17 protein-coding genes are annotated in these 22,772 nt (G+C 63.3%); 9 read left to right on the top strand and 8 right to left on the bottom strand.

Features of this window, described 5'->3' with window-relative positions; genetic code table 11:
- Positions 1-6 precede the first annotated feature (6 nt).
- A complete protein-coding gene (locus CQ12_RS05425; protein ID WP_057834326.1) occupies positions 7-600 on the top strand; it encodes a GNAT family N-acetyltransferase in 594 nt (197 codons plus the stop codon).
- A 118-nt stretch (positions 601-718) separates the two neighbouring features.
- Here CQ12_RS05425 and CQ12_RS05430 read toward each other — a convergent pair whose 3' ends face one another.
- Positions 719-1,135 (bottom strand): DUF6636 domain-containing protein, encoded by a 417-nt coding sequence (locus CQ12_RS05430; protein WP_057834327.1) that lies wholly within the window; start codon positions 1,133-1,135, stop codon positions 719-721.
- Between the two features lie 126 nt (positions 1,136-1,261).
- On the opposite strand from CQ12_RS05430, the gene CQ12_RS05435 reads away from it, so the two are divergent.
- Positions 1,262-1,891: a glutathione S-transferase family protein gene (locus tag CQ12_RS05435; protein WP_057834328.1), complete on the top strand. Its 630-nt coding sequence runs from the start codon at positions 1,262-1,264 to the stop codon at positions 1,889-1,891.
- On the opposite strand, the gene CQ12_RS05440 is transcribed toward CQ12_RS05435, so the two are convergent.
- From CQ12_RS05440 to metF, 5 genes are all read right to left on the bottom strand, one after another.
- The gene (locus tag CQ12_RS05440; protein ID WP_057834329.1) at positions 1,888-4,437 is read right to left on the bottom strand and encodes an HWE histidine kinase domain-containing protein; all 2,550 of its coding nucleotides are present in this window, start codon (positions 4,435-4,437) and stop codon (positions 1,888-1,890) included. The genes CQ12_RS05435 and CQ12_RS05440 overlap by 4 nt on opposite strands.
- Positions 4,434-5,123 (bottom strand): biliverdin-producing heme oxygenase, encoded by a 690-nt coding sequence (locus tag CQ12_RS05445; protein WP_245309746.1) that lies wholly within the window; start codon positions 5,121-5,123, stop codon positions 4,434-4,436. The genes CQ12_RS05440 and CQ12_RS05445 overlap by 4 nt, the downstream gene beginning before the upstream one ends.
- 20 nt (positions 5,124-5,143) lie before the next feature.
- Positions 5,144-5,806 (bottom strand): maleylacetoacetate isomerase, encoded by a 663-nt coding sequence (gene maiA / locus CQ12_RS05450; protein ID WP_057834330.1) that lies wholly within the window; start codon positions 5,804-5,806, stop codon positions 5,144-5,146.
- Between the two features lie 162 nt (positions 5,807-5,968).
- Positions 5,969-9,823 (bottom strand): methionine synthase, encoded by a 3,855-nt coding sequence (gene metH, locus CQ12_RS05455; protein WP_057834349.1) that lies wholly within the window; start codon positions 9,821-9,823, stop codon positions 5,969-5,971.
- 4 nt (positions 9,824-9,827) lie between these two features.
- Positions 9,828-10,742 carry a methylenetetrahydrofolate reductase [NAD(P)H] gene (gene metF, locus CQ12_RS05460; RefSeq protein ID WP_057834331.1) on the bottom strand — a complete coding sequence of 305 codons (915 nt, stop codon included), beginning with the start codon at positions 10,740-10,742 and terminating at the stop codon, positions 9,828-9,830.
- A gap of 383 nt (positions 10,743-11,125) precedes the next feature.
- Here metF and CQ12_RS05465 point away from each other — a divergent pair, with 383 nt between their 5' ends.
- Entirely contained in the window at positions 11,126-12,145 is a 1,020-nt protein-coding gene (locus tag CQ12_RS05465; protein WP_057834332.1) for an LLM class flavin-dependent oxidoreductase, read from the top strand.
- Between the two features lie 136 nt (positions 12,146-12,281).
- Here CQ12_RS05465 and CQ12_RS05470 read toward each other — a convergent pair whose 3' ends face one another.
- Positions 12,282-13,142: a prephenate dehydratase gene (locus CQ12_RS05470; RefSeq protein WP_057834333.1), complete on the bottom strand. Its 861-nt coding sequence runs from the start codon at positions 13,140-13,142 to the stop codon at positions 12,282-12,284.
- 120 nt (positions 13,143-13,262) lie between these two features.
- Entirely contained in the window at positions 13,263-14,009 is a 747-nt protein-coding gene (locus CQ12_RS05475; RefSeq protein WP_057834334.1) for a 3-deoxy-manno-octulosonate cytidylyltransferase, read from the bottom strand.
- Between the two features lie 197 nt (positions 14,010-14,206).
- On the opposite strand from CQ12_RS05475, the gene CQ12_RS05480 reads away from it, so the two are divergent.
- The 6 genes from CQ12_RS05480 (at position 14,207) to CQ12_RS05505 (ending at position 22,722) form a co-directional block, all read left to right on the top strand.
- Positions 14,207-14,758 (top strand): c-type cytochrome, encoded by a 552-nt coding sequence (locus tag CQ12_RS05480; protein ID WP_057834335.1) that lies wholly within the window; start codon positions 14,207-14,209, stop codon positions 14,756-14,758.
- Positions 14,759-15,043: 285 nt separating this feature from the next.
- Positions 15,044-16,945, top strand: coding sequence for an extracellular solute-binding protein (locus tag CQ12_RS05485; protein ID WP_057834336.1), 1,902 nt, complete (start codon positions 15,044-15,046; stop codon positions 16,943-16,945).
- Between the two features lie 14 nt (positions 16,946-16,959).
- Complete coding sequence (locus CQ12_RS05490; RefSeq protein WP_057834337.1) at positions 16,960-18,807, top strand: extracellular solute-binding protein; 1,848 nt, start codon at positions 16,960-16,962, stop codon at positions 18,805-18,807.
- Between the two features lie 3 nt (positions 18,808-18,810).
- Positions 18,811-19,920: a microcin C ABC transporter permease YejB gene (locus CQ12_RS05495; protein ID WP_057834338.1), complete on the top strand. Its 1,110-nt coding sequence runs from the start codon at positions 18,811-18,813 to the stop codon at positions 19,918-19,920.
- Positions 19,920-21,104, top strand: a complete 1,185-nt coding sequence (locus CQ12_RS05500; RefSeq protein WP_057834339.1) for an ABC transporter permease — start codon at positions 19,920-19,922, stop codon at positions 21,102-21,104. The genes CQ12_RS05495 and CQ12_RS05500 overlap by 1 nt, the downstream gene beginning before the upstream one ends.
- A gap of 4 nt (positions 21,105-21,108) precedes the next feature.
- On the top strand, positions 21,109-22,722 hold the full coding sequence (locus CQ12_RS05505) for an ABC transporter ATP-binding protein (protein WP_057834340.1): 1,614 nt from the start codon (positions 21,109-21,111) through the stop codon (positions 22,720-22,722).
- Positions 22,723-22,772: the final 50 nt, after the last annotated feature.

Genomic DNA, 22,772 nt, shown 5'->3' on the forward strand with positions numbered 1-22,772 from the left:
CCTCGGATGATCCTGCCCGACGGCTATTCCGACATCCCCGCCGGCAAGGTCGCCGCCATCGTCACACATCTGGAGATGACCGCGCGCCCCGTACCGCGCGCCGATCCCGCGGGCGCGTGGACGCTGCGCCGGGTCGAGACGCCGCCGCTCGACTGGTTTCGCGATCTCTATCGCCGCGTCGGCGAGGAATGGCTGTGGTTCTCGCGGATACGAATGCCCGATGCCGAGCTTACGGCACGGCTGCATTCGCCGCAGCTCGAAGTCTACGCGATGGTCGATGGCAACAGCGATGAAGGCCTGTTAGAGCTGGATTTCCGCGAACCCGGCCACTGCGAGATCGGGATGTTCGGCGTCACCGCAAGACTGGTCGGCACCGGCGCTGGCCGCTGGCTGATGAACCGCGCGCTGGAAATCGCATGGTCGCGGCCGGTCGAGCGTGTCTGGCTGCACACCTGCACCTTCGATCATCCCGCCGCGCTCGCCTTCTACCAGCGCTCGGGCTTTCGCGCCTGCCGGCGCCAGATCGAGGTGAGAGACGATCCCAGACTCGACGGTACCGCGCCGCGCGATGTGGCGCGGCATGTGCCGGTGATTGAGTGAAGTATACTCTCAACCGTCATCACCGGGCTTGTCCCGGTGATCCACGTCTTACTTTCGCACAAAGAGGAACGCACGTGGATGGCCGGGCCAAGCCCGGCCATGACTGAGAGAGGCATGCCTAAAATATTTCCCGCTTTGCTCTTGCCAGCGAGAACCCGCGACGATCGGTGTTGAAGCAGGTGATCCCCGTCTGCTCCGACTTGCACGTAAACCCGCCGCGCTGCCAGACCTCGCCATAGCCTAGCACCGGCAGCGATTTGTCCATCACGGTGTCGCCGTGGCAGATGCGTGCGGCCGCGCCCTTGGCGTTCATCTCGAAGGCGCCGCCGTAGTCGAGTTCGCAATCGGCGGGGCGGCGCGGCCTGCTTTCCATGACGCTGATGTCGCAACGGAGCACGTTCTGCTTGTCGTAATCGAAATATTGGCAGGCGACGTTCTTGGATGGTGACTGGAAGCCGGTTGGGGCTGATTGAGCGTGCGACGTGGCAGCAAGTGTCAGCAAGAACAGCGCGGCCGGTGGCAGTGAACGCAACATGGTCAATTCCTGGCTCGGATGTCATGCCCGGACTTGATCCGGGCATCCATCAAACTAAGATTCTATCTGAAGAAGAATGGATGGCCGGGTCAAGCCCGGCCATAGCAAGCTGAGAGTACACGAATCATGATCCTGATCGGCCAGTTCGACTCCCCCTTCGTTCGCCGTGTCGCCATCGCCATGCGTCTCTATGGTGTCGAATTTGAGCACAGACCGTGGTCGACCTTCGGCGACGCCGACAAGCTCGCGGCCCACAATCCGCTGCGGCGGGTGCCGACGCTGGTGCTGGACAGCGGCGAGGCGCTGATCGAGAGCGCGATGATGCTGGATTATCTCGACGATCGCGTCGGACCTGAGAAAGCGATGATCGCGCGGAGCGGCGAAGCGCGCTGGCGGCATTTGCGCATCTGTGCGCTGGCGATGGGGCTCGGCGACAAGGGGGTTAGCCTGTTGTACGAGCGCGTGCTCCGCAAGGAAAAGCAGCTCGATCTCTGGGTCGCGCGCTGCAAAACGCAGATTGCGGGCGTGCTGGAGGTGCTGGAAAAGGAGCGGGCCACGGTCAAGACGCCGTACTGGTTCGGCGAGAAGATCGGCCATGCCGATATCGCGGTGGCCTGCGTGCTGCGCTTCACCGGCGAGGCGCATCCCACGTTGTTCGGCGATCGCTATCCCGCGCTGAAGGCGCATTCCGGGCGGTGCGAGGCGCTGCCGCCGTTTAAGGAAATCGTGCAGGCGCTGGCGCCGCCGAAGGGCTAGCGCTGAGCGGCCGCCTCGCGCAGCTTGCCGAGGGCGGCCTCCACCACCTCGCCTGTATAGGGCTTCTGAATGACGGGGGCGTCAGCCATCTGATCCGGGATCGGCGCCCGCTCGCCATAGCCGGTGGCGAACATGAAGGGCACGCCGAGTTCGCGGAGCTTGATTGCGACCGGGACGCTGTTCTCGCTGCCGAGGTTGAGGTCGAGCAGCGCAAAGTCCGGCTTGCTGCGGCCGATCGCAGTGATGGCCTGGGTGACGGACGCTGCCGTCTCGACATGCCGCGCGCCGAGTTCGAGCAGGATCACCTCGGCCGCCATCGCGATGATCAGATTGTCCTCGACGATCAGCGCTGTGCCCGACAGGCGCGGCGGCGCCGGCTTCTCGGCCTCCAGCCTGGTCGCGATGCCCGACATGGAAGTCATCATCTCTACATAGTTGCCAGGGATGACGAAGCGCGCATGCACGCCGAGCAGGTCGAAGCGCAGTTCCGCATCGCCCTTGAGGTCGAACGGGATCGATCGCTCGATGATGGTCGTGCCGAAGCCGCGGCGCGACGGCGGCTGCACCGGCGGGCCGCCGCTTTCCTTCCAGTCGATCACGAGGCTCGAGCTCTGGTCGAGCTTCCAGGCGATTTCGACCGTTCCGGTCGAGTCGGCAAGCGCGCCATATTTGGCGGAGTTCGTCATCATCTCGTGGACCACAAGCGCAAGTGTCGCAAATGCTTTGGGGTCGAGCGCTACCTCGGGCCCGTTCATCTGGATGCGGCCGGCGCGCGCGCCGAGATAGGCGCCGGCCTCCGATTCCACCAGCGCCTTCAGCGCTACCGGGGCCCAATTCAGGCTGGTGATCTGGTCATGCGCCCGCGCCAGTGCCTGGATGCGCCCGCCCAGCACGCCGGCGAATTCCTCGACACTGCCGGTCGAATCCTTGCTCTGCGAGACGAGCCCGCGGACCAAGCTCAGGATGTTGCGGACACGGTGATTGAGCTCGGCGATCATCAGTTCCTGCCGCTCCTGCGCGCCCTTGCGTTCGCGCGCAGCAAGTTCGGCAAGCTGCAGGATGACTTCGAGCAGGGTGATGCGCAGGCTCTCGGCAATGTGCAGATCGGCTTGCGTCCAGGGTCTGGACTGGCCATGAACCACTTCCTGCCAGAGCTCAAAACTCTTCCGTGGGGTGAGGCGCGGTCCATGTGGACCACTGGCGTAGACCTTCTCCGGCGCGCCAGCCCAGTTCACCGAGCGCAGCACCTCGCGCCGGAAGAAGATCAGGCAGTCGCGCGGGACGCGCGAGATCGGGATTACGAGGAAGCCTGCGGCGCGGTCACGGAATGATTCGCCCGCGGCATACACCTTGCCGATCTCGGCGCTTGCCGTGATGCGACCGGGCGAGGTGCGATTGATGAATGCGACGAGATCTTTCACTTCGGCAGAAGTCGGGGTATCGCCGGACAGGGTCACATCACCGTCCGACCAGATCGCGATTCCGTCGCATTCGATCATCTTGCGGTATTCGTCGACGAAATCGACGATGGCGCGGTGGCTGTGCTCGTGGCTTCCGGCGGCCTCGATCAGCCGATCCTGGATCTGCTGGGCACGCGCTTCATAGGCGACCGTCGCCTCGCGCTCGCGCGTCTCGATGATCCAGGAGAACATCTGGCCGAATAGCTCGGCGGCGGTACGGCGCTCGAACGAAACATGGTGAGGCGAGTAATGATGGCAGGCAAACAGCCCCCACAGCTTGCCGTCACGCAGGATCGAAATCGACATCGACGCCGCGACACCCATGTTCTGCAGATATTCGATATGGATCGGCGAGACCGACCGCAGCGTGCTCATGGAGAGGTCGAGCAGGCCGGCGCTGTGGGTGGCGGTCGAGAGCAGCGGCACCGGCTTTGCGCTGGTGTCGGCGATGATCCTGATCCAGTTGCGCGTATAGAGCGTGCGTGCCTGTTGCGGAATGTCGGATGCCGGGTAGTGCAGACCGAGAAACGTCTCGAGTCCCGCCTTGGCGACTTCGGCGATCACCTCGCCGGATCCGTCCGGATGGAAGCGGTAGACCATCACGCGGTCGAAGCCTGTCAGGATAGTGACCTGGCGCGCCGCCTCCTGCGCGAGTTCGCTGATGCCCCTGGTCTTGCGGACGCGGCCGAGCATCAGCCGCACCAGTTCGCCGGAATTGACGTCGGTCTCGATCACCGACGGTTCGGCCTCGATGACGAGGTAGACGCCGGAAAAATGAATCGCGATGTCGAATAGCTTGCCGCCGTCCTGCAGGGCCACGCCGAAAATGCGCTCCGTTGCATCGGGGCCGGCGAGATAATCGACGCGGGCGCGAATGGCGTCGACGGCGGCTTTCGACAGGACGGTGTCGACCGGCCGCTGAAAGATGTCGGCGGCATCGCGGCCGAGATAGTCGGCGACGTTGTCCGAGGCCATGCAGATGGTGAAATCCGACTGCAGCGCGATCAGAAAACCGAACGGCTGCACGCTGCCGGGGATGTGGATCGGCTCACGGTCGCAATTGCTGAGGTCGACCTGCGGTTTCATGATAGCGCCGCCGCCTGCCTGAACAAAGAGAACGCGCGGCGCGCTGGCTCTATGATGTCGTTCTCATCCGCAAGCTCGCTGCAATGGCTCTCCAGGATTGCCAGAAAGCTCGGCCAGAGCGGACGGCCCACTCCGTGAACGAGGAACGCTGTGTTATCGGACACGACGGAGTCGCTGCACTGCCGGATCTTCCTGAGCAGATAGGCTGCTCCAAGGCGCGATCCTTCGAGAACATAGAGGGTGCCGAGAACGGCGAAGCGGTCAGGCAACGCCGGCGCATTCAGCAGGCGCGGCGTGCCGCCGAGCCGCGCCAGGTCGCGCAGGATGGCCCTGCTTCGCGCACGGTCGTGCCAGTCGGGCAGAATGTCGCGGACACTAGCACGAACCAGGGATTGCTCCAGCGGCAACAAGGCTGCGGCATTGATTTCAAGGAAGCGGCAGTATTCCGCTGCCTTGCAGAGGTCCAACGCGCCAAGTTGAGCGTCGAGGCGTGCATGCTCGGCGGCGGTAGCGTCCCTCAAAATGCTCCGGAGCGTGGGGCTCTGGCGGGTAAGGCAGCTGCGATCGGCAATATGCGGCGTCGGAATTGCAATTTCCGGCATCCGGTTTCCTTTTACTGGGCCTGCGCGGCCGTCAGGCCACAGAATTACTCGGTCCACAACGCCCCAGGGAACTCCCGGTTCCAATCGCAAGGCTCGATTCAGCCTTACTGTTTTGGGCGCATTGCCTCGGGCGTATCGGGCTGCGCCAGCGGATGTGCCTTGGCGAATTCCGGCACTGCCATTGCAGTCTCGAAAATGCGCTTCACCGTCGGATAGATCTTCAAATCGATCTGCTGCGTCACCGCCACAGTGACGTGGCCGACCATGCAGATGTCGGCCATCGTCGGGCTATCGCCATGGCAGAATCTTCCGGTGTCCTTGTTATCGGCGAGATGCCCCTCCAGCGCCGCCAGCGTCTCCACGGTCCAGTGCCGCCGCCATGCCACCTGCTGGGTGTCGCGCAGATTGAGTTCGTGATCGAGATAACGGCGCACCCGCGGCGTCAGCAGGGGATGGCCCTCGCAGGCCACCATCAGCGCCAGCGCGCGCACGCGGGCGCGGCCGATAGCGTCGGCGGGCAGCAACGGCGGGGAGGGATATTTCTCGTCAAGATATTCGAGAATGGCAAGCGATTGGAACAGCGTGGTGCTGTCATCCTCGACCAGCGCCGGCAGCGCCATCTGCGGATTGATCCGGCGATATTCGGGATCGCGATGCGCGTTGGCGTCGAGGTCGATGAAGGTCACTTCGGCCGGGACATTTTTCAGATTGAGCGCAATGCGAACCCGAAAGCTCGCCAGCGATCGCCAGAACGAGAAGAATTTCATGGGAGACTCCGCACTTCTCTTCCCCTCTCCCCTTGTGGGAGAGGGTGGATCAATCGTGCGAAGCACGATTGAGACGGGTGAGGGGTTCTTTCCGCGGATAGAGACCCCTCATCCGGCGCTCCGCGCCACCTTCTCCCACAAGGGGAGAAGGGAAGGAAGTCTCTACCCCGCGCCCACTGCCTTCTTGCGCCAGGCCAGATGTACGGCGCAGGTGCAGCCGGGCGGGTGCGAAGTGACGTCGTTGGCCGGGACGACTTCGGCCACCACCGGCGCCTTCGCGGCAACCCGCTCCTGCGAGGGAATGTAGTTCAGCACCGGCGCCAGCCAACGCTCGGTCTCCGCCACCGCCATGCCCTTGCGCGCGGCGTAGTCCTCGACCTGGTCGCGCTCGATCTTGCCGACGCCGAAATAGAAGCTTTCGGGATGGGAGAAGTAGAGCCCCGATACCGACGAGCCCGGCCACATCGCAAAGCTCTCGGTCAGCTTCACGCCGGCGGTGTTCTCCGCATCCAGCAGGCGGAACAGCGTCGCCTTCTCGGTGTGATCGGGCTGCGCGGGATAGCCGGGCGCGGGGCGAATGCCGGCATATTGCTCGAGGATGAGCTGATCGGAGGCCAACGCCTCGTCCGGCGCGTAGCCCCAGAACTCCTTGCGGACGCGCTGATGCATCCGCTCGGCGAAGGCTTCGGCCAGACGATCGGCCAGCGCCTTGCACAGGATCGAGGAGTAATCGTCATTGGCGTTCTTGAAGCGGTCGGCCACCGCGTCCTCGCCGATCCCCGCGGTGACGACGAAGCCGCCGATATAGTCCGGCACGCCCGACGACGCGGGCGCGATGAAATCCGACAGCGCGGCGTTGAAACGGCCTTCGCGCTTCTCCAGTTGCTGGCGCAGCGTGTGGAAGGTCGCGATCTTCCTCTTCCGTGTGTCGTCGGCATAGACAGCGATATCGTCGCCGTCGGCATTGGCCGGCCAGAAGCCGATGGTTGCGCGGGCGGTGAACCATTTCTCCTTGATGATGCGGTCCAGCATCTTGCGCGCGTCGTCATAGAGCGAGCGCGCTACCTCACCGACCTTGGGATCGTCGAGAATGGCGGGGAAGCGCCCGGTCAGTTCCCAGGTCTGGAAGAACGGCGTCCAGTCGATGTATTCGGCCAATTCCGCAAGGTCGTAGGCGTCGAAACTCTTGATGCCGAGAAATGCCGGCTTCTTCGGCGGTGTTGCGGCGAAGTCGGCCTTGACTGCATTGGCGCGCGCGTCCGCAAGCTTCAGTCGCTTCTTGTCGGCCTGCGCGCGGAAATGCGCCGCGGAGATTTTCGCGTATTCGGCGCGGATGTCGGCGGCATAGGTCTCGCGCTTGTCGGCCGAGAGCAGCGAGGATGCGACGCCGACGGCGCGGCTGGCATCGTTGACATGAACCACCGGCCCACCCTTGTAGTTCGGGTCGATCTTGACCGCGGTATGGACGCGGCTCGTGGTGGCGCCGCCGATCAACAGCGGCATCTTCATGCCCTGCCGCTCCATTTCGCCGGCGAGAAAGCTCATCTCGTCGAGCGAGGGCGTGATCAGGCCTGATAGCCCGATGATATCCGCACCCTCCGCCTTGGCGGTCTCGATGATCTTATTGGCGGGCACCATGACGCCGAGGTCGATCACCTCGAAATTGTTACATTGCAGCACGATGCCGACGATGTTCTTGCCGATGTCGTGGACGTCGCCCTTCACCGTCGCAAGCACGATCTTGCCGGCGGCGTTGCGGCCGTCGCCGGTCACGCCATTGGCGAGGTTGCGCGCCTTCTCCTCTTCCATGAACGGCATCAGATAGGCGACCGCCTGCTTCATCACGCGGGCGGACTTCACCACCTGGGGCAGGAACATCTTTCCGTCGCCAAAGAGGTCGCCGACGATGTTCATGCCGGCCATCAGCGGCCCTTCGATCACGTTGAGCGGACGCTCGACCGTTTTGCGCGCAGCCTCGGTATCCTCTTCGATGAACTCGGTAATGCCGTGCACCAGCGCGTGGCTAAGCCGCTTCTCGACCGACCATTCGCGCCAGGCGAGATCCTGCTCCTTGCTCTGCTTCTCCTTGCCGCGGAACTTTTCCGCCAGCGCCAGCAGCCGCTCGGCCGCGCCGGGGTCGCGGTTGAGGATGACGTCCTCGCACACCTGGCGCAGTTCGGGGTCGATGTCGTCATAGACGATCATCTGCCCGGCATTGACGATGCCCATATCCATGCCGGCCTTGATGGCATGATACAAGAACACCGAATGCATGGCCTCGCGCACCGGCTCGTTGCCGCGGAACGAGAACGAGAGATTTGAGACGCCGCCGGAGACATGCGCGCCCGGCAGGTTCTGGCGGATCCAGCGCGTCGCCTCGATGAAGTCGACGCCGTAATTATTGTGCTCTTCGAGGCCCGTCGCGATCGCAAAGATATTCGGATCGAAGATGATGTCCTCAGGCGGAAAGCCGACCTCGTTGACGAGAATGTCGTAGGCGCGCTTGCAGATCTCGGTCTTGCGCGCGAACGTATCGGCCTGGCCGACCTCGTCGAAGGCCATCACCACGACGGCCGCGCCATGGCGGTGTGCGATCCGGGCCTCGTGGATGAATTTTTCCACGCCTTCCTTCATCGAGATCGAGTTCACGATAGGCTTGCCCTGAACGCACTTCAGGCCGGCCTCGATCACGTTGAACTTCGAGGAGTCCACCATGACAGGGACGCGGGCGATGTCAGGCTCGGCGGCGACGAGGTTGAGGAACGTCACCATCGCGGCTTCCGAATCCAGAAGTCCCTCGTCCATGTTGACGTCGATGATCTGGGCGCCGTTCTCGACCTGGTCGCGCGCGACCTGCAACGCCGCGGTGTAATCGCCCGCGGTGATCAGCTTGCGGAATTTGGCGGAACCGGTGACGTTGGTTCGCTCGCCGACGTTCACGAACGGGATCGCGGGCGTCAGTTCGAACGGCTCCAGCCCCGACAGCCGCAGGCGCGGCTCGATCGTGGGCACGATGCGCGGCTTGTGCGGGGCGACGGCCGCCGCAATCGCCGCGATATGGTCCGGCGTGGTGCCGCAGCAGCCGCCGACGATGTTGACGAGGCCGGCCTCGGCGAACTCGCCGATCAGCCGCGCCATGTATTCCGGCGTCTCGTCATACTGGCCGAATTCGTTGGGCAGGCCGGCGTTCGGGTAAGCACAAACCAGGGTATCGGCGACGCGGCCGATATCGGCGATGTGGGCGCGAAGGTCTTCCGCGCCGAGCGCGCAGTTGAAGCCGACGGTGATCGGCCTGGCGTGGCGGATCGAATTCCAGAACGCTTCGGGCAATTGCCCTGATAGCAGGCGGCCGGACTTGTCGGTGATGGTGCCCGAGATCATCACGGGCACGTCGATGCCGCGTTCTTCTGTGATTTCGGAGATGGCGTAGAGCGCGGCCTTGGCGTTCAGCGTGTCGAAGATGGTTTCGACCAGCAGCAGGTCGGCGCCGCCGTCGAGCAGGCCGTTGACCTGTTCGCCGTAGGCCTTGCGCAGATCGTCGAAGGTGACGGCGCGATAGCCGGGATTGGAAACGTCGGGCGAGATCGAGGCCGTGCGGTTGGTCGGGCCCAGCGCGCCGGCCACGAAACGCGGCTTGCCGTCCTCGGCCGCAACACGCTCGGCGGCAGCACGCGCCAGCCGAGCGCCGTCGCGGTTCAGCTCATAGGCCAAATCCGACATGTCGTAGTCGGCCTGCGCGATCGAGGTCGAGGAAAACGTGTTGGTGGCGACGATGTCGGCGCCGGCGCGCAAATAGGCGGCGTGGATATCCTCGATCGCCTTCGGCTGCGTCAGGATCAAGAGGTCGTTATTGCCCCTGACGTCGCGATGGAAATCCGCGAAACGTTCACCGCGAAACGCGGCCTCGTCATATTGCAGGCCCTGGATCATCGTGCCCATGGCGCCGTCGAGCACTAGGATGCGCTCGCGCGCGGCGGCGAGCAGGGCGGTACGCTTTGGCGAAATCGGGGACGTCATCGGATCAGGCGGCTTTCTGTGCGCCATTGGGGCGAATGCCCAGCAAATGGCTGATCGCGAACACGAGGTCCGCGCGGTTCATGGTGTAGAAGTGGAAGGTGTCGACGCCGTGCTTGGCGAGCTTGTGCACCTGGCCAGCCGCCACGGTGGCGGCTACCAGCTTGCGTGTGTCGGCATCGTCGTCGAGTCCTTCGAACTTGTCGGCGAGCCAATTCGGCACCGTGGTGCCGGCGCGGGTCACGAAGCTGCGCGCCTGCTTGAAATTGTGCATCGGCATGATGCCGGGCACGACCGGAATATCGATGCCGCGGGCGCGGACGCGATCGAGGTAGCGGAAGTAGAGATCGTTATCGAAGAAGACTTGCGTGATGGCCCGCGCCGCGCCGGCATCGACCTTGGCCTTCAGCGTATCGATATCGGCGTCGATGGTCGGGCTCTCCGGATGTTTCTCCGGATAGGCCGATACCGAGATTTCGATATCAGGATAGCGCTTCTTGATGCCTTCGATCAGGTCGGGCGAGCTTTGATAGCCGTCGGGATGGGCGTGATAGGCGGTGCCGATGCCGGTGGTGGGATCGCCGCGCAGCGCGACGATATGGCGGACGCCGATCTCGTGATAGCGCGCCACCACGTCATCGATCTCGCCCTTCGGCGCGCCGACGCAGGTCAGATGCGCTGCCGGGACCAGGCGGGTCTCTTTCAGGATGCGTGCGATGGTCGAATGAGTGCGCTCACGCGTGGATCCCCCGGCGCCATAGGTCACGGAGACGAAATTCGGCGTCAGCGGCGCCAGCCGGTTGATGGTGTCCCACAGGCTGCGCTCCATCTCCTCCGTCTTGGGCGGAAAAAATTCGAAGGAAATCCGGGGCGAATGCAGCGCGCGATGGCCGTCGAATGCGGGGGGCGTAACCTCGGTCATGGCACTCACAAAGCTCCGGAAGGATGGGCGGACATCAGGCCTAGCGGCGATCAGCTAAAATAGGCCAAACGGGGCCGACCAAACAGCCCATCGGATATGGGAAGTAGCCCACTTTGTGCAAAAAAGTTGAAATGGCGGCCGTTATGGAAGAGCTGGTGGGCTACGATTGTTTGGTGCTTTATCTAGTAAAAACAATATAGTAGCGTAGATTTGGCTTTAGATTGGGCCTGCATTGTGCGTTGGGCCGGGTGAACTAGGTCGATTCTGTCGTACTCTATCCCACCATCGAGGGTGGCCGGTGCCGGGGCTTTCCCCACAAGTGCGGGCCTGATCTGCGCCGGTCGGGCCTTTGTCGCCCTCGATTGCCGCACTAGTTTAGCGCCATGATCCCGCTTTCCGTTCTCGACCTCTCCGTCGTCACCACTGGCACCCGCCCGGCCCACGCGCTGCAGAACAGCATCGATCTGGCGCGCCATGTTGATGGCCTCGGCTATGTCAGGTACTGGCTCGCCGAGCATCACAACCTGGCTTCAGTGGCGAGCCCCGCGCCCGACCTGATGATCGGTCAGATCGCGGCAGTGACCAAAAATATCCGCGTCGGCTCCGGCGGCGTGATGCTGCCCAACCATGCGCCGCTGGTCGTGGCCGAGCGCTTCAAGATGCTGGAGGCGTTGTTTCCCGGCCGCATTGATCTCGGCCTGGGCCGCGCGCCCGGCACCGATGGCGCCACGGCGCACGCGCTGCGCAGCCGGCTCGACCGCCGCGAGGGCGACGATTTTCTTGAGCGGCTGAGTGAACTGGTGTTGTGGGAAACCCGCGGCTTCCCGGCCGGTCATCCCTACAACAATGTGGTGGCGATGCCCGACGACACGCCGCTGCCGCCGATCTGGCTGCTCGGCTCAAGCGACTACAGTTCGGAATTGGCGGCGCAGGTCGGCATGGGCTTCGCCTTCGCGCATCATTTCGCGTCCTACGACGCGATCGCGGCGATGACCAACTACCGCAGCCACTTCAAGCCGTCCGGCTGGCGGGAGAGCCCGCACGGCATCCTCGCCGTCGCAGCCGTCGCCGCCGAAACCGATGCGGAAGCCGAAACGCTCGCGACCTCGATGGACCTCAACCGCCTGCGCCGCGACCGCGGACAATACCTGCCGCTGCCGAGCGTCGAGGAGGCGCTGGCCTATAATTATTCTGACTCCGAACGCGCTTCGATCGCGCGCAACCGTTCGCGGTTCTTCGTCGGCAGCCCGGCAACCATCATGGCGAAGCTGCAGCCGATGATCACGGCGAGCCAGCCGGATGAGCTGATGATCATCACCGCGGTGTACGACCACGACGCGAGGAAGAAGTCGTATAGTCTGCTGGCGGATGCGTTCGGGTTGGGGAAGAAGGTGGCGGCGTAACCGTTTTCCGTTCCCCGGACGCTGCGCAGCGCGTAGCGGTGCGCTGCAGAGCCGGGGCCCAGGTGGTGTGCGCCGGCAGGGGTCCCGGCTCTGCGGAGCAGCGTCGCACGCTGCGCCGCGTCCGGGACACGAAAGCTCAATCCTGCTTCTCGCTGAACGTCGCCCGGAACGGATGGCCGGGGTAGACGCCGACGATGCGGAATTCGCGCGAGAAGAACTTCAGCTCCTCCAGCGCAAAGGCGAGGCCCTTGTCCTCGGGATGGCCGTCGACGTCGGCATAGAATTGCGTGGCGGAGAATTCGCCGTCGACCATGTAGCTTTCCAATTTCGTCATGTTGACGCCGTTGGTGGCGAAACCGCCGAGTGCCTTGTAGAGCGCAGCCGGCAGGTTGCGTACCCGGAAAACAAAAGTCGTGACCAGCGGCCCCGAATCCTGGGCGGCCCATTTCTGATCGCGCGCGAGCACCACGAAGCGGGTGGTGTTGTGGGCTTCGTCCTCGACATCCTCGGCCAGGATATCGAGCCCGTAGATCTGCGCCGCCAGGCGGGAGGCGATCGCGGCAACGCTCTTGTCCTTGCGCTCGGAGACGTCGCGAGCGCTGCCGGCGGTGTCGGCCGCCACGATCGGCTTGATGCCGAGCTTGCGGATGATGCGCCGGCACTGGCCGAGCGCATGGACGTGGCTTTCCACCGTCTTGATGTCGGAGAGTTTTGTCCCCTTCGGCGCCATCAATTGATGGCGGACCGGCAAGAACCATTCGCCGACGATGAAGAGGCCGGACGCCGGTAACAGATGGTGGATGTCGGCAACACGCCCCGCGACCGAATTCTCGATCGGGATCATGCCGAGATCGGCTTCGCCCGAGGAGATCGCGGACAGCGCGTCCTCGAAGGTCGCGCACGGCATCGGTTCGGCGTCCGGATAGGCCTCGACGATGGCGATATGGGAATTGGCGCCAGGCTCGCCCTGGAATGCGATTTTGAGCTTTTTGGTCATGCTATCTTTCCTGGCGGGCCTTTTAGCAGCCGGTCAGGCTTTGGCCATAGCGTTTTCAAGCGAAGTGGATACCGGTTCGCGTTGAAGAAAACGCGTCAAAACAAAAGGATAAAGCCTCGGTCACTCGGAACGAGGTTTTAGTATCTTGCGGGCGGTTTCGAGGTCGGCCGGGGTGTCGACGCCGCGAGGGACGCTGTCGACGAGGGTGATGTCGATCCGCATCCCGGCTTCCAGCGCGCGGAGTTGTTCGAGCTTTTCCTGCTGCTCCAGCGGCGAGGGGGGCAGGGCGACGAACCGCTCCAGCGCGGCGCGACGGTAGGCATAGAGGCCGATATGGTGGTAGCGGGGGCCGTCGCCGTGAGGCGCGGTGGCGCGGGTGAAATAGAGTGCGCGCAGCCGGTTCGCCCCGATCGGGGAGCCGACCGCCTTCACCACGCTGGGGGCCTGGTCCTCTTCCTGGGTGTGGATCTGCGAGGCGAGGGTGGCGATATCGACGGCGGGATCGTCGAGTGGCGGCAGCGCGGCGCGGATGGTGTCCGGTGCGATGGTCGGGAAATCGCCCTGCAAATTGACCACGATCTCGGCCTTACCCGACGGATCCAGCGTCCGCATGGCCTCGTGGATCCGGTCGGATCCGGAAGGATGGGAGGTGCGGGTCATCACCACCTCGCCGCCGGCGGCCCTTACCGCGTCAGCGATTTCGGGGGTATCGGTCGCCACCGCGACTCGGCCGATATTGGCCTCCTCGGCGCGCCGCAGCACGTGCACGATCATGGGCAGGCCGGCGATATCCAAAAGCGGCTTGCCCGGCAGCCGGGTCGCCGCCATCCGGGCGGGAATCAACACCAAAATGCGGGAATCGGTCATCGTCTGAGGGCCCGGCCGGATAGTGGATTTGGTGGGGATGGGATGAAATCCGGCGCGTTTATACGGGTTGCCAGAGCCCGGGCAAACCGATATCTCAACCCTGCTGAGGGCGCGGCGCAAAAGCTGATTCCTCGCGCCTATCCGTGGCCGTTTTGCCGGCCTTCAGTCGACCTTTCCGGCCTGGAGCCTGATCCGTTATGGACTCCTTCGAACTCAACAAGATTCTCGGTGCCGTCCTCAGCACCTGCCTCGTTCTCCTGGTGACGAGCTTCGCCGCCCACGCGATTTTCGCGCCCGTGAAGCCGGAAAAGCCGGGCTTCGAAATCGCCGTGAAGGAAGACGCCTCTCACGGCGGCGCCAAGGAAGCCGCAGCTCCCGCCGAGCCGATCGAGAAGCTGTTGCAGACGGCCTCCGTCGAGAAGGGCACCGCGGCCGCCAAGAAGTGTGCCGCCTGTCATACGTTCGAAAAGGGCGGGCCGAACCGCGTTGGTCCCAACCTCTACGGCATCGTGAACGAGGCGAAGGGCGCGGGACATGGCGGTTTCAATTTCTCCGCGGCCATGAAGGCCAAGGGCGGCAACTGGAGCTTTGACGATCTCAACAAGTTCCTCGCCAACCCCAAGGCTTTCATTCCGGGTACGGCTATGGGCTTCGCCGGCATCTCCAAGGACAGCGAGCGCGCGGACGTCATCGCCTATCTGAACTCGCTGTCGGAAAAGCCGGCACCGCTGCCGACTGCGGCGAAGTAAAATTTCAACCGTCTCGCATGGACGTTGGGATATGACGGCCAGGCATCGCCTGGCCGTTTCGCTATGAGGGATCGCATCTTTACTAGCGGAGTTGTTACCGGGACTATTCGCCGCAGCGGCGGTGTTCCCAAGCTGCTATCATGAGGAAAAAGCAACGTAATTCGTCGAACCCTTGCCTTATATTGGGTCCTCACTAGCTCGGCCTTGTGCTTGCGGGTTTCGCGTCTGGGGCCGCCGCGGACCTCGACAGCACGGATACTGGTATCAGCAACAGGAATTCTGCATTTGGCCATTACCCGACGACATCTTCTCCAGGGCGGCGCGGCTGCCGCCATGGCTCCCGCGCTGGGACTGCCCCCGGGCGCCCCTGCAATCTCGTCCGCGTACGCACAATCCGCCGCGGGCGAACCAGCCTTTCGGCATGCGCTGTCGCTGTTCGGCGAAGTCAAATATCCGGCAGGCTTCAAGCGCTTTGACTACGTCAATCCGGAGGCCCCGAAGGGCGGCATCGTACGTCAGATCCAGATCGGTACGTTTGACAACTTCAACCTCGTGGTTGCCGGCGTCAAAGGCTCGCTCGCAGCCGGCGTTCAGTTGATCTACGAATCCCTCATGACGCAGTCGCTGGACGAGGTCTCGACCGAGTACGGCGAACTGGCCGAAGCCGTCAGCCACCCCGAGGATTTCGCCTGGGTGATCTATCGCCTCCGGCGAGAGGCGAAATGGCATGACGGAAATCCCGTCACGCCTGACGACGTGATCTTCTCCCTTAATGCGTTCAAGCAACATCATCCGCAGTACTCGGCCTATTATCGCCATGTGGTGAAAGCTGAAAAGGTCGGTGATCGCGACATAAAATTCAGCTTCGACGCGCCCGGCAATCGCGAACTTCCGCTGATCGTCGGACAACTCACGATCTTGCCGAAGCATTGGTGGGAGGGCACCGACAGCGAAGGTCGCAAGCGCGACATCGCTGCGACGACGCTGGAGAAACCGCTGGGCTCGGGTGCCTACCGCATCAAGGAGTTTGTCCCGGGCAGGACGTTCACGCTGGAGCGGGTAAAGGACCATTGGGGACGCGATTCCAGCACGAACGTCGGCCGCAACAATTTCGACGAGCTGCGCCTGGAATATTTCCGGGACTCGACGGTCGCGCTCGAAGCGTTCAAGGGCGACCAGGTCGATTGGCGCACCGAAAACAGCGCCAAGAACTGGGCGACGGCCTACGACTTTCCGGCCGTCAATGACAAGCGCGTGCTGCTCGAGGAGTTTCCGAACCGCAGTTCCGGAATCATGCAGGCGTTCGCGCTCAATATCCGGCGCGACCAGTTCAAGGATCCGCGGGTGCGTCGCGCGCTGAATTTTGCGTTCGATTTCGAGGAGATGAACAAGCAGATCTTCTTCGGTCAGTACAAGCGCATCAGCAGCTATTTCGATGGCACTGAACTGGCTTCAAGCGGCCTGCCGCAAGGCGCCGAGCTGGAAATACTCGAAGCCGTCCGCGCGGAGGTCCCGCCCGAGGTATTCACGAAGCCCTATACCAATCCGGTCGGCGGCAGTCCCGAAGCGGTTCGCGAGAATCTTCGTGAGGCGCTGCGCCTGCTCAAGGAAGCCGGCTATGAGGTGCGCGAGCGCAGGCTGGTCGATAGCAAAACGGGAGCGCCATTTGCGCTCGAATTGCTTGGTGCAGACCCATCCTTCGAACGGGTCATGCTGTTTTTCAAACCCTCTCTGGAGCGGCTGGGTATCAATGTCAGCGTGCGCACGATCGATCCGACGCAGTATGAAAACCGGCTCCGTAGCTGGGACTTCGACGTAGTCGTCTCGTCGTGGCCGGAATCGCTATCGCCCGGAAATGAACAGCGCGAATTTTGGGGTTCGCCGGCGGCGGACATGGCGGGTTCGCGCAATATCATCGGCATCAAGAATCCGGCGGTCGACAAATTGATCGAGCGGCTGATCTATGCCAAGGGTCGGGATGATCTTGTTGCCGCGACCAGGGCGCTCGACCGCGTGCTGCTGTGGAATCATTATGTCGTGCCGCAGTGGAATTATCCCAAGGTACGCACCGCGCGGTGGGATCGCTTCGGCAGGCCGTCCGAACTGCCGAAGTACGGTCAGTCGGCTTTTCCGTCGCTGTGGTGGTTCGACGCCGACAAGGCGGCGCGGAACGGAAGACGCTCTTGAAGGATAGCTTGCGCATGGCGCAATTCTCTCGCCGGCATGTGCTCGGTCTCGGTGTCGGCGCGTTGGCGGCTACACGCCTCGCGCCAGCGTTCGCGGATAATGGCGGCAAGAAGCTCCACGGTCTTTCGGCGTTCGGCGAGCTGAAATATTCCGCCGACTTTCGTCGTTTCGACTACGTCAATGCGGATGCGCCGAAAGGCGGGATGTTCTCGCAACTCGTTGGCGCGGGTGGCTCGACCTTCAATTCGCTCAACGCCTTTATCGTAAAGGGCGACAGGGCGAACGGAATGGAGCTGACCTTTGCATCGCTGATGGCGCGGGCGTTCGACGAGCCGGACGCGGTCTATCTCCTGGCGGCGGAGGATTTGACCGTTTCCCCCGACAGGTTGGTATTCCGTTTCCAGTTGCGTCCAGGCATTACCTTTCACGACGGCAGCGAGATCACCGCATCCGACGTTGCGTTCTCGCTGACGACGCTGAAGAGCAAGGGACATCCCGCGTACGCTTCCGTGCTGCGCGATCTCGCCGATGCCACCGTCGAGGACAAGCGGACGGTCCAGTTGCGTTTTCAGCCGACCCGCGGCCTCGACGTGCCGGCGCTTGCGGCGGCGATGCCGATCTTTTCGGAGAAATACTATTCGAAGCGGTCGTTCGACGAGACCTCGCTGGAAGCGCCGCTCGGATCAGGTCCCTATCGCGTCGCTCGGTTCGAGCAGGGGCGCTTCGTGGAATTCGAGCGGGTGAAGAACTGGTGGGGTGAGAATCTTCCGGTTTGTCGCGGCCTGTACAATTTCGATATTCTGCGGGACGAGTATTACCGGGACCGCGAAGCCGGCTTCGAGGCCTTCACCGGTCGCAACTACCTGTTCCGCGAGGAGTTCACCTCGCGAGTCTGGGCCACGCGCTACGATTTTCCTGCGATCCGCGACGGCCGCGTCAAGCGGGACGTCATTCCGGACGAGCGCCCCTCCGGCGCGCAGGGCTGGCTGCTCAACACGCGGCGGGACAAATTCAAGGACAGGCGCGTTCGCGAGGCGTTGACGATCGCCTTCGACTTCGAATGGACCAACAAGAACCTGATGTATGGTTCTTACCAGCGCACGCATTCGGTGTTCCAGAATTCCGACATGATGGCGCGCGGCGAGCCGTCGGCGGAAGAGATCGCGCTGCTGGAGCCGTTCCGCGATCGTCTGCTGCCGGAAGTGTTTGGACCGGCATGGATACCTCCGGAGACCGACGGGTCCGGGCAGGATCGCAAGCTGTTGCGCAGCGCCGGTGAACTGCTCAATGCCGCGGGCTGGACCGTGAAGGACGGCCGCCGGCTTAACGCGAAGGGCGAACAGTTTTCGGCCGAATTCCTGCTGACCGAGCGTTCGTTCGAGCCGCATCACCAGACTTTCATCAAGAACCTCCGTGTGCTCGGCATCGATGCCAACATTCGCCTGGTCGACCCGGCGCAGGCCGAGGTACGGCTCAAGGACTTCGACTTCGATATCGCCATCGCGCGATTCATCTTCCCGCAAATTCCGGGAAGCTCGCTGCGCAACTATTTTTCGAGCGACTCCGCAAAAACCAAGGGCTCCAATAACCTTGCCGGAATCGCCGATCCGATCGTCGATGCGCTGGTCGAGAAAGCGGTGGGTGCGCAGACGCAGGCCGAACTGAACTACACCTGCCGCGCCCTCGATCGTGTGCTGCGCTCCGGCCGTTACTGGATTCCGCACTGGAACAAGGCTTCGCACTGGATCGCCTATTGGGACCAGTTCGGTTTTCCGCCGACCAAGCCCCGCTATGCCCGTGGCACGCCGGAGACCTGGTGGTACGAAGCGGCAAAGGCCGCAAAACTCGAGCAGGCGAAATAGTCCATGGCCGCCTATATCGTCCGCCGCGTTCTCCTGATGTTGCCGACGCTGCTCGGCATCCTGTTCGTCTCCTTCGTGGTCGTGCAGTTCGCGCCCGGCGGGCCGGTCGAGCGCGTGATTGCGCAGCTCTCGGGTGCAGACACCGGGGCCGCCTCGCGTGTGTCGGGCTCCTCCGGCGGCGATTTCGGTGCGCGGCCCCAGGCCGGCGCCTCCGCCGACGCCGTCAATTCAAAATACCGCGGCGCGCAGGGACTTGATCCGGATTTCATCAAGAACCTCGAAAAGCAGTTCGGCTTCGACAAGCCTGCGCATGAGCGGTTTGCGCTGATGGTGTGGAATTTCGCCCGCTTCGATTTCGGCAAGAGCTACTTTCGCGACACCACCGTGGTGCAGCTGATCAAGGAGAAGCTGCCGGTCTCGATATCGCTCGGTCTCTGGTTGACGCTGCTGACCTACCTGATCTCGATTCCGCTCGGCGTCCGCAAGGCGGTGGCAGATGGCTCGCGCTTCGATACGTGGACGTCAGCGGTGATCATCATCGGGTTTGCAATCCCCGGGTTCCTGTTCGCGATCTTGCTGATTATCCTGTTTGCGGGCGGCTCGTTCTTCAACGTGTTCCCGCTGCGCGGCCTGACGTCCGACGGCTGGTCGCAATTCCCCTGGTACTGGAAGATCATCGACTACTTCTGGCACCTCACGCTGCCCCTGATCGCCATGGGCCTCGGTGCTTTCGCCACCATGACGCTGCTGACCAAGAACTCGTTCCTCGACGAGATCAGGAAGCAGTATGTGATGACCGCGCGCGCCAAGGGCTGCGGCGAGGGGCAGGTGCTCTATGGTCATATCTTCCGCAACGCCATGCTGATCGTGATCGCGGGCTTTCCCGGTGCGTTCATCGGGGCGTTCTTCTCCGGCTCGCTGCTGATCGAGACCATCTTCTCGCTCGACGGGCTCGGGCTGCTCGGCTTCGAGAGCGTGCTCAACCGCGACTATCCCGTCGTGTTCGGCACGCTGTTCATCTTTTCCCTTGTAGGCCTTGTGGTGGGTCTGATCTCCGACCTTGCCTATATGTGGATCGATCCACGAATCGATTTCGAGGCGCGGGAGGTCTGATGACAGTGCTCGCCCCGCAAACGATCGAGACCGGGACGCAGTCGCCGCTCGGCGTTGCCGTACCGGTCTCGCGGCATCCCCTTGCGATGTCGCCGCTCAACCGCCGGCGCTGGCAGAACTTCAAGGCCAACCGGCGCGGCTACTGGTCGCTCTGGATCTTCCTCGCGCTGTTCCTGATCTCGCTGTTCGCGGAGTTGATCGTCAACGACCGCCCCTTCATGATCAAGTATGACGGGAGGCTCTATTGGCCGGCTTTCGTCAGCTATTCCGAAACGACCTTCGGCGGCGATTTCGAGACCGCGGCCGACTACCGTGATCCCTATCTGCAGAAGCTGATTGCGGAGAAGGGCGGCTGGATGGTGTGGCCGCCGATCCGCTATTCCTACGCCACCCATAATCTCGATCTGCCGACGCCGGCGCCGTCGAAGCCGACATGGATGCTGACGGAGGAGCAGTGCAAGCCTGTGCTCGAGAAGAAGGGCCTGAAGAGCTGTCGCGACCTCGAATACAACTGGCTCGGCACCGACGATCAGGGCCGCGACGTGGTGGCGCGGCTGATCTATGGCTTCCGCATCTCGGTGTTGTTCGGCCTGACGCTGACCATCCTGTCCTCGATCATCGGCGTCATCGCCGGCGGCGTGCAGGGCTATTTCGGCGGCTGGACCGATCTGATCTTCCAGCGCGTCATCGAAATCTGGAGCGCGATACCCTCGCTCTATCTGCTGCTGATCCTGTCGTCGGTGCTGGTACCCGGCTTTTTCGTGCTGCTCGGCATTCTCTTGCTGTTCTCCTGGACGTCGCTGGTGGGGCTCGTGCGTGCGGAATTCCTGCGCGGGCGCAATTTCGAGTACATCCAGGCCGCGCGTGCGCTCGGCGTCTCCAACGGCGTCATCATGTTCCGGCATCTGCTGCCGAACGCGATGGTGGCAACCATGACGTTCCTGCCGTTCATCGTGTCGTCCTCGGTGATGACGCTGACCGCGCTCGATTTCCTCGGCTTCGGCCTGCCGCCGGGCTCGCCGTCGCTCGGCGAACTGCTGGCGCAAGGCAAGGCCAATGTGCAGGCGCCCTGGCTCGGCTTCACCGGCTTCTTCTCGGTAGCGATCATGCTGTCGCTCCTGATCTTCATCGGCGAGGGCGTGCGCGACGCCTTCGATCCGCGCAAGACGTTCCGGCAGGGATAGCGGCATGGACGCCATCAACCAACCACTGCTCGATGTCCGCGATCTCTCGGTCGCGTTCGGCAACAGCATTGCCGTCGATCGCGTGTCGTTCTCGATCAAGCGTGGCGAGTGCGTGGCGCTGGTCGGTGAATCCGGCTCCGGCAAGTCCGTCAGCGCGCTGTCGGTTCTGAAGCTGCTGCCTTATCCGTCCGCCTCGCATCCCTCCGGCACCATCCATTTCAAGGGCCGCGAGCTGCTCCGTGCTTCGGAACGCGAGATGCGCGAAATCCGCGGCAACGACATCTCGATCATCTTCCAGGAGCCGATGACCTCGCTCAATCCGCTCCACACCATCGAGGCGCAGATCGGGGAAATTCTCTCGCTGCATCGAGGCATCAGCGGGCAAATGGCGCGGGCGCGGACGCTCGAACTGTTGACGCAGGTCGGCATTCCCGATCCGGAAACGAGGCTGCAAAGCTATCCGCATCAGTTGTCCGGCGGCCAGCGCCAGCGCGTCATGATCGCGATGGCGCTCGCCAACGAGCCGGACCTTCTGATCGCGGACGAGCCGACCACCGCGCTCGACGTTACCGTGCAGGCGCAGATCCTGGCGCTGCTCGCCGAGATCAGGTCGCGGCTTGGCATGAGCATGCTGTTCATCACCCATGACCTCGGCATCGTCCGCCGCATCGCTGACGTCGTCTGCGTGATGAATTCCGGCAAGATCGTCGAGCAGGGGCCGGTCGAGCAGGTCTTCACCGCGCCGAAGCACGCCTATACGCGCGCGCTGCTCGCGGCCGAGCCCAAGCCCGATCCGGCGCCGCCGCGGCCCGAGGAGCCGGTGGTGATCTCGGCCGACAATCTCAAGGTCTGGTTTCCGATCAAGCGCGGGCTGCTGCGCTCGACCGTCGGCCATATCAAGGCGGTGGACGGCGTCAGCCTTGCGGTGCGCAAGGGCGAGACGCTCGGCGTCGTCGGCGAATCCGGCTCGGGCAAGACCACGCTCGGGCTGGCGCTGCTCCGGCTGATTTCCTCCGATGGTCCGATCGTGTTCCTTGGCAACAACATCCAGGGCCTGCGCTTCAAGGCCATGCTGCCGCATCGCCGCGACATGCAGATCGTGTTCCAGGATCCGTTCGGCGCGCTGAGCCCGCGCATGTCGGTCGGCGATATCGTCGCCGAAGGCCTTTCCGTGCACCAGAAGTCGCTGTCCTATGAGGAGCGCGAGGCGCGCGTCGTCAAGGCGCTGCGGGACGTCGGCCTCGACCCCGAGACGCGCTTCCGCTACCCGCACGAATTCTCCGGCGGCCAGCGCCAGCGCATCTCGATCGCGCGCGCGGTGGTGCTGGAGCCGAATTTCGTCGTGCTCGACGAGCCGACCTCAGCGCTCGACATGCTGTTCCAGGCGCAGATGGTCGATCTGTTGCGAGAGCTGCAGCGCAAGCGCGATCTGACCTACATGTTCATCTCGCACGATCTGCGGGTGGTGGCCTCGCTCGCCAGCCATCTGATCGTGATGCGCCACGGCAAGGTGGTGGAGGAAGGTCCCGCTGCGGAGCTCTTCAAGAATCCGAAGAGCGACTACACCCGCGCGCTGTTCGCCGCTGCGTTCCGGATCGAGGCGGTGCCGGAGCCGTAATAAGGGCTTCATATCCCGCGAATGCGGGTATCCGCTAGCTAGGCCGCGGC

The sequence above is a fragment of the Bradyrhizobium jicamae genome, from assembly GCF_001440395.1.
GTDB lineage: Bacteria > Pseudomonadota > Alphaproteobacteria > Rhizobiales > Xanthobacteraceae > Bradyrhizobium > Bradyrhizobium jicamae.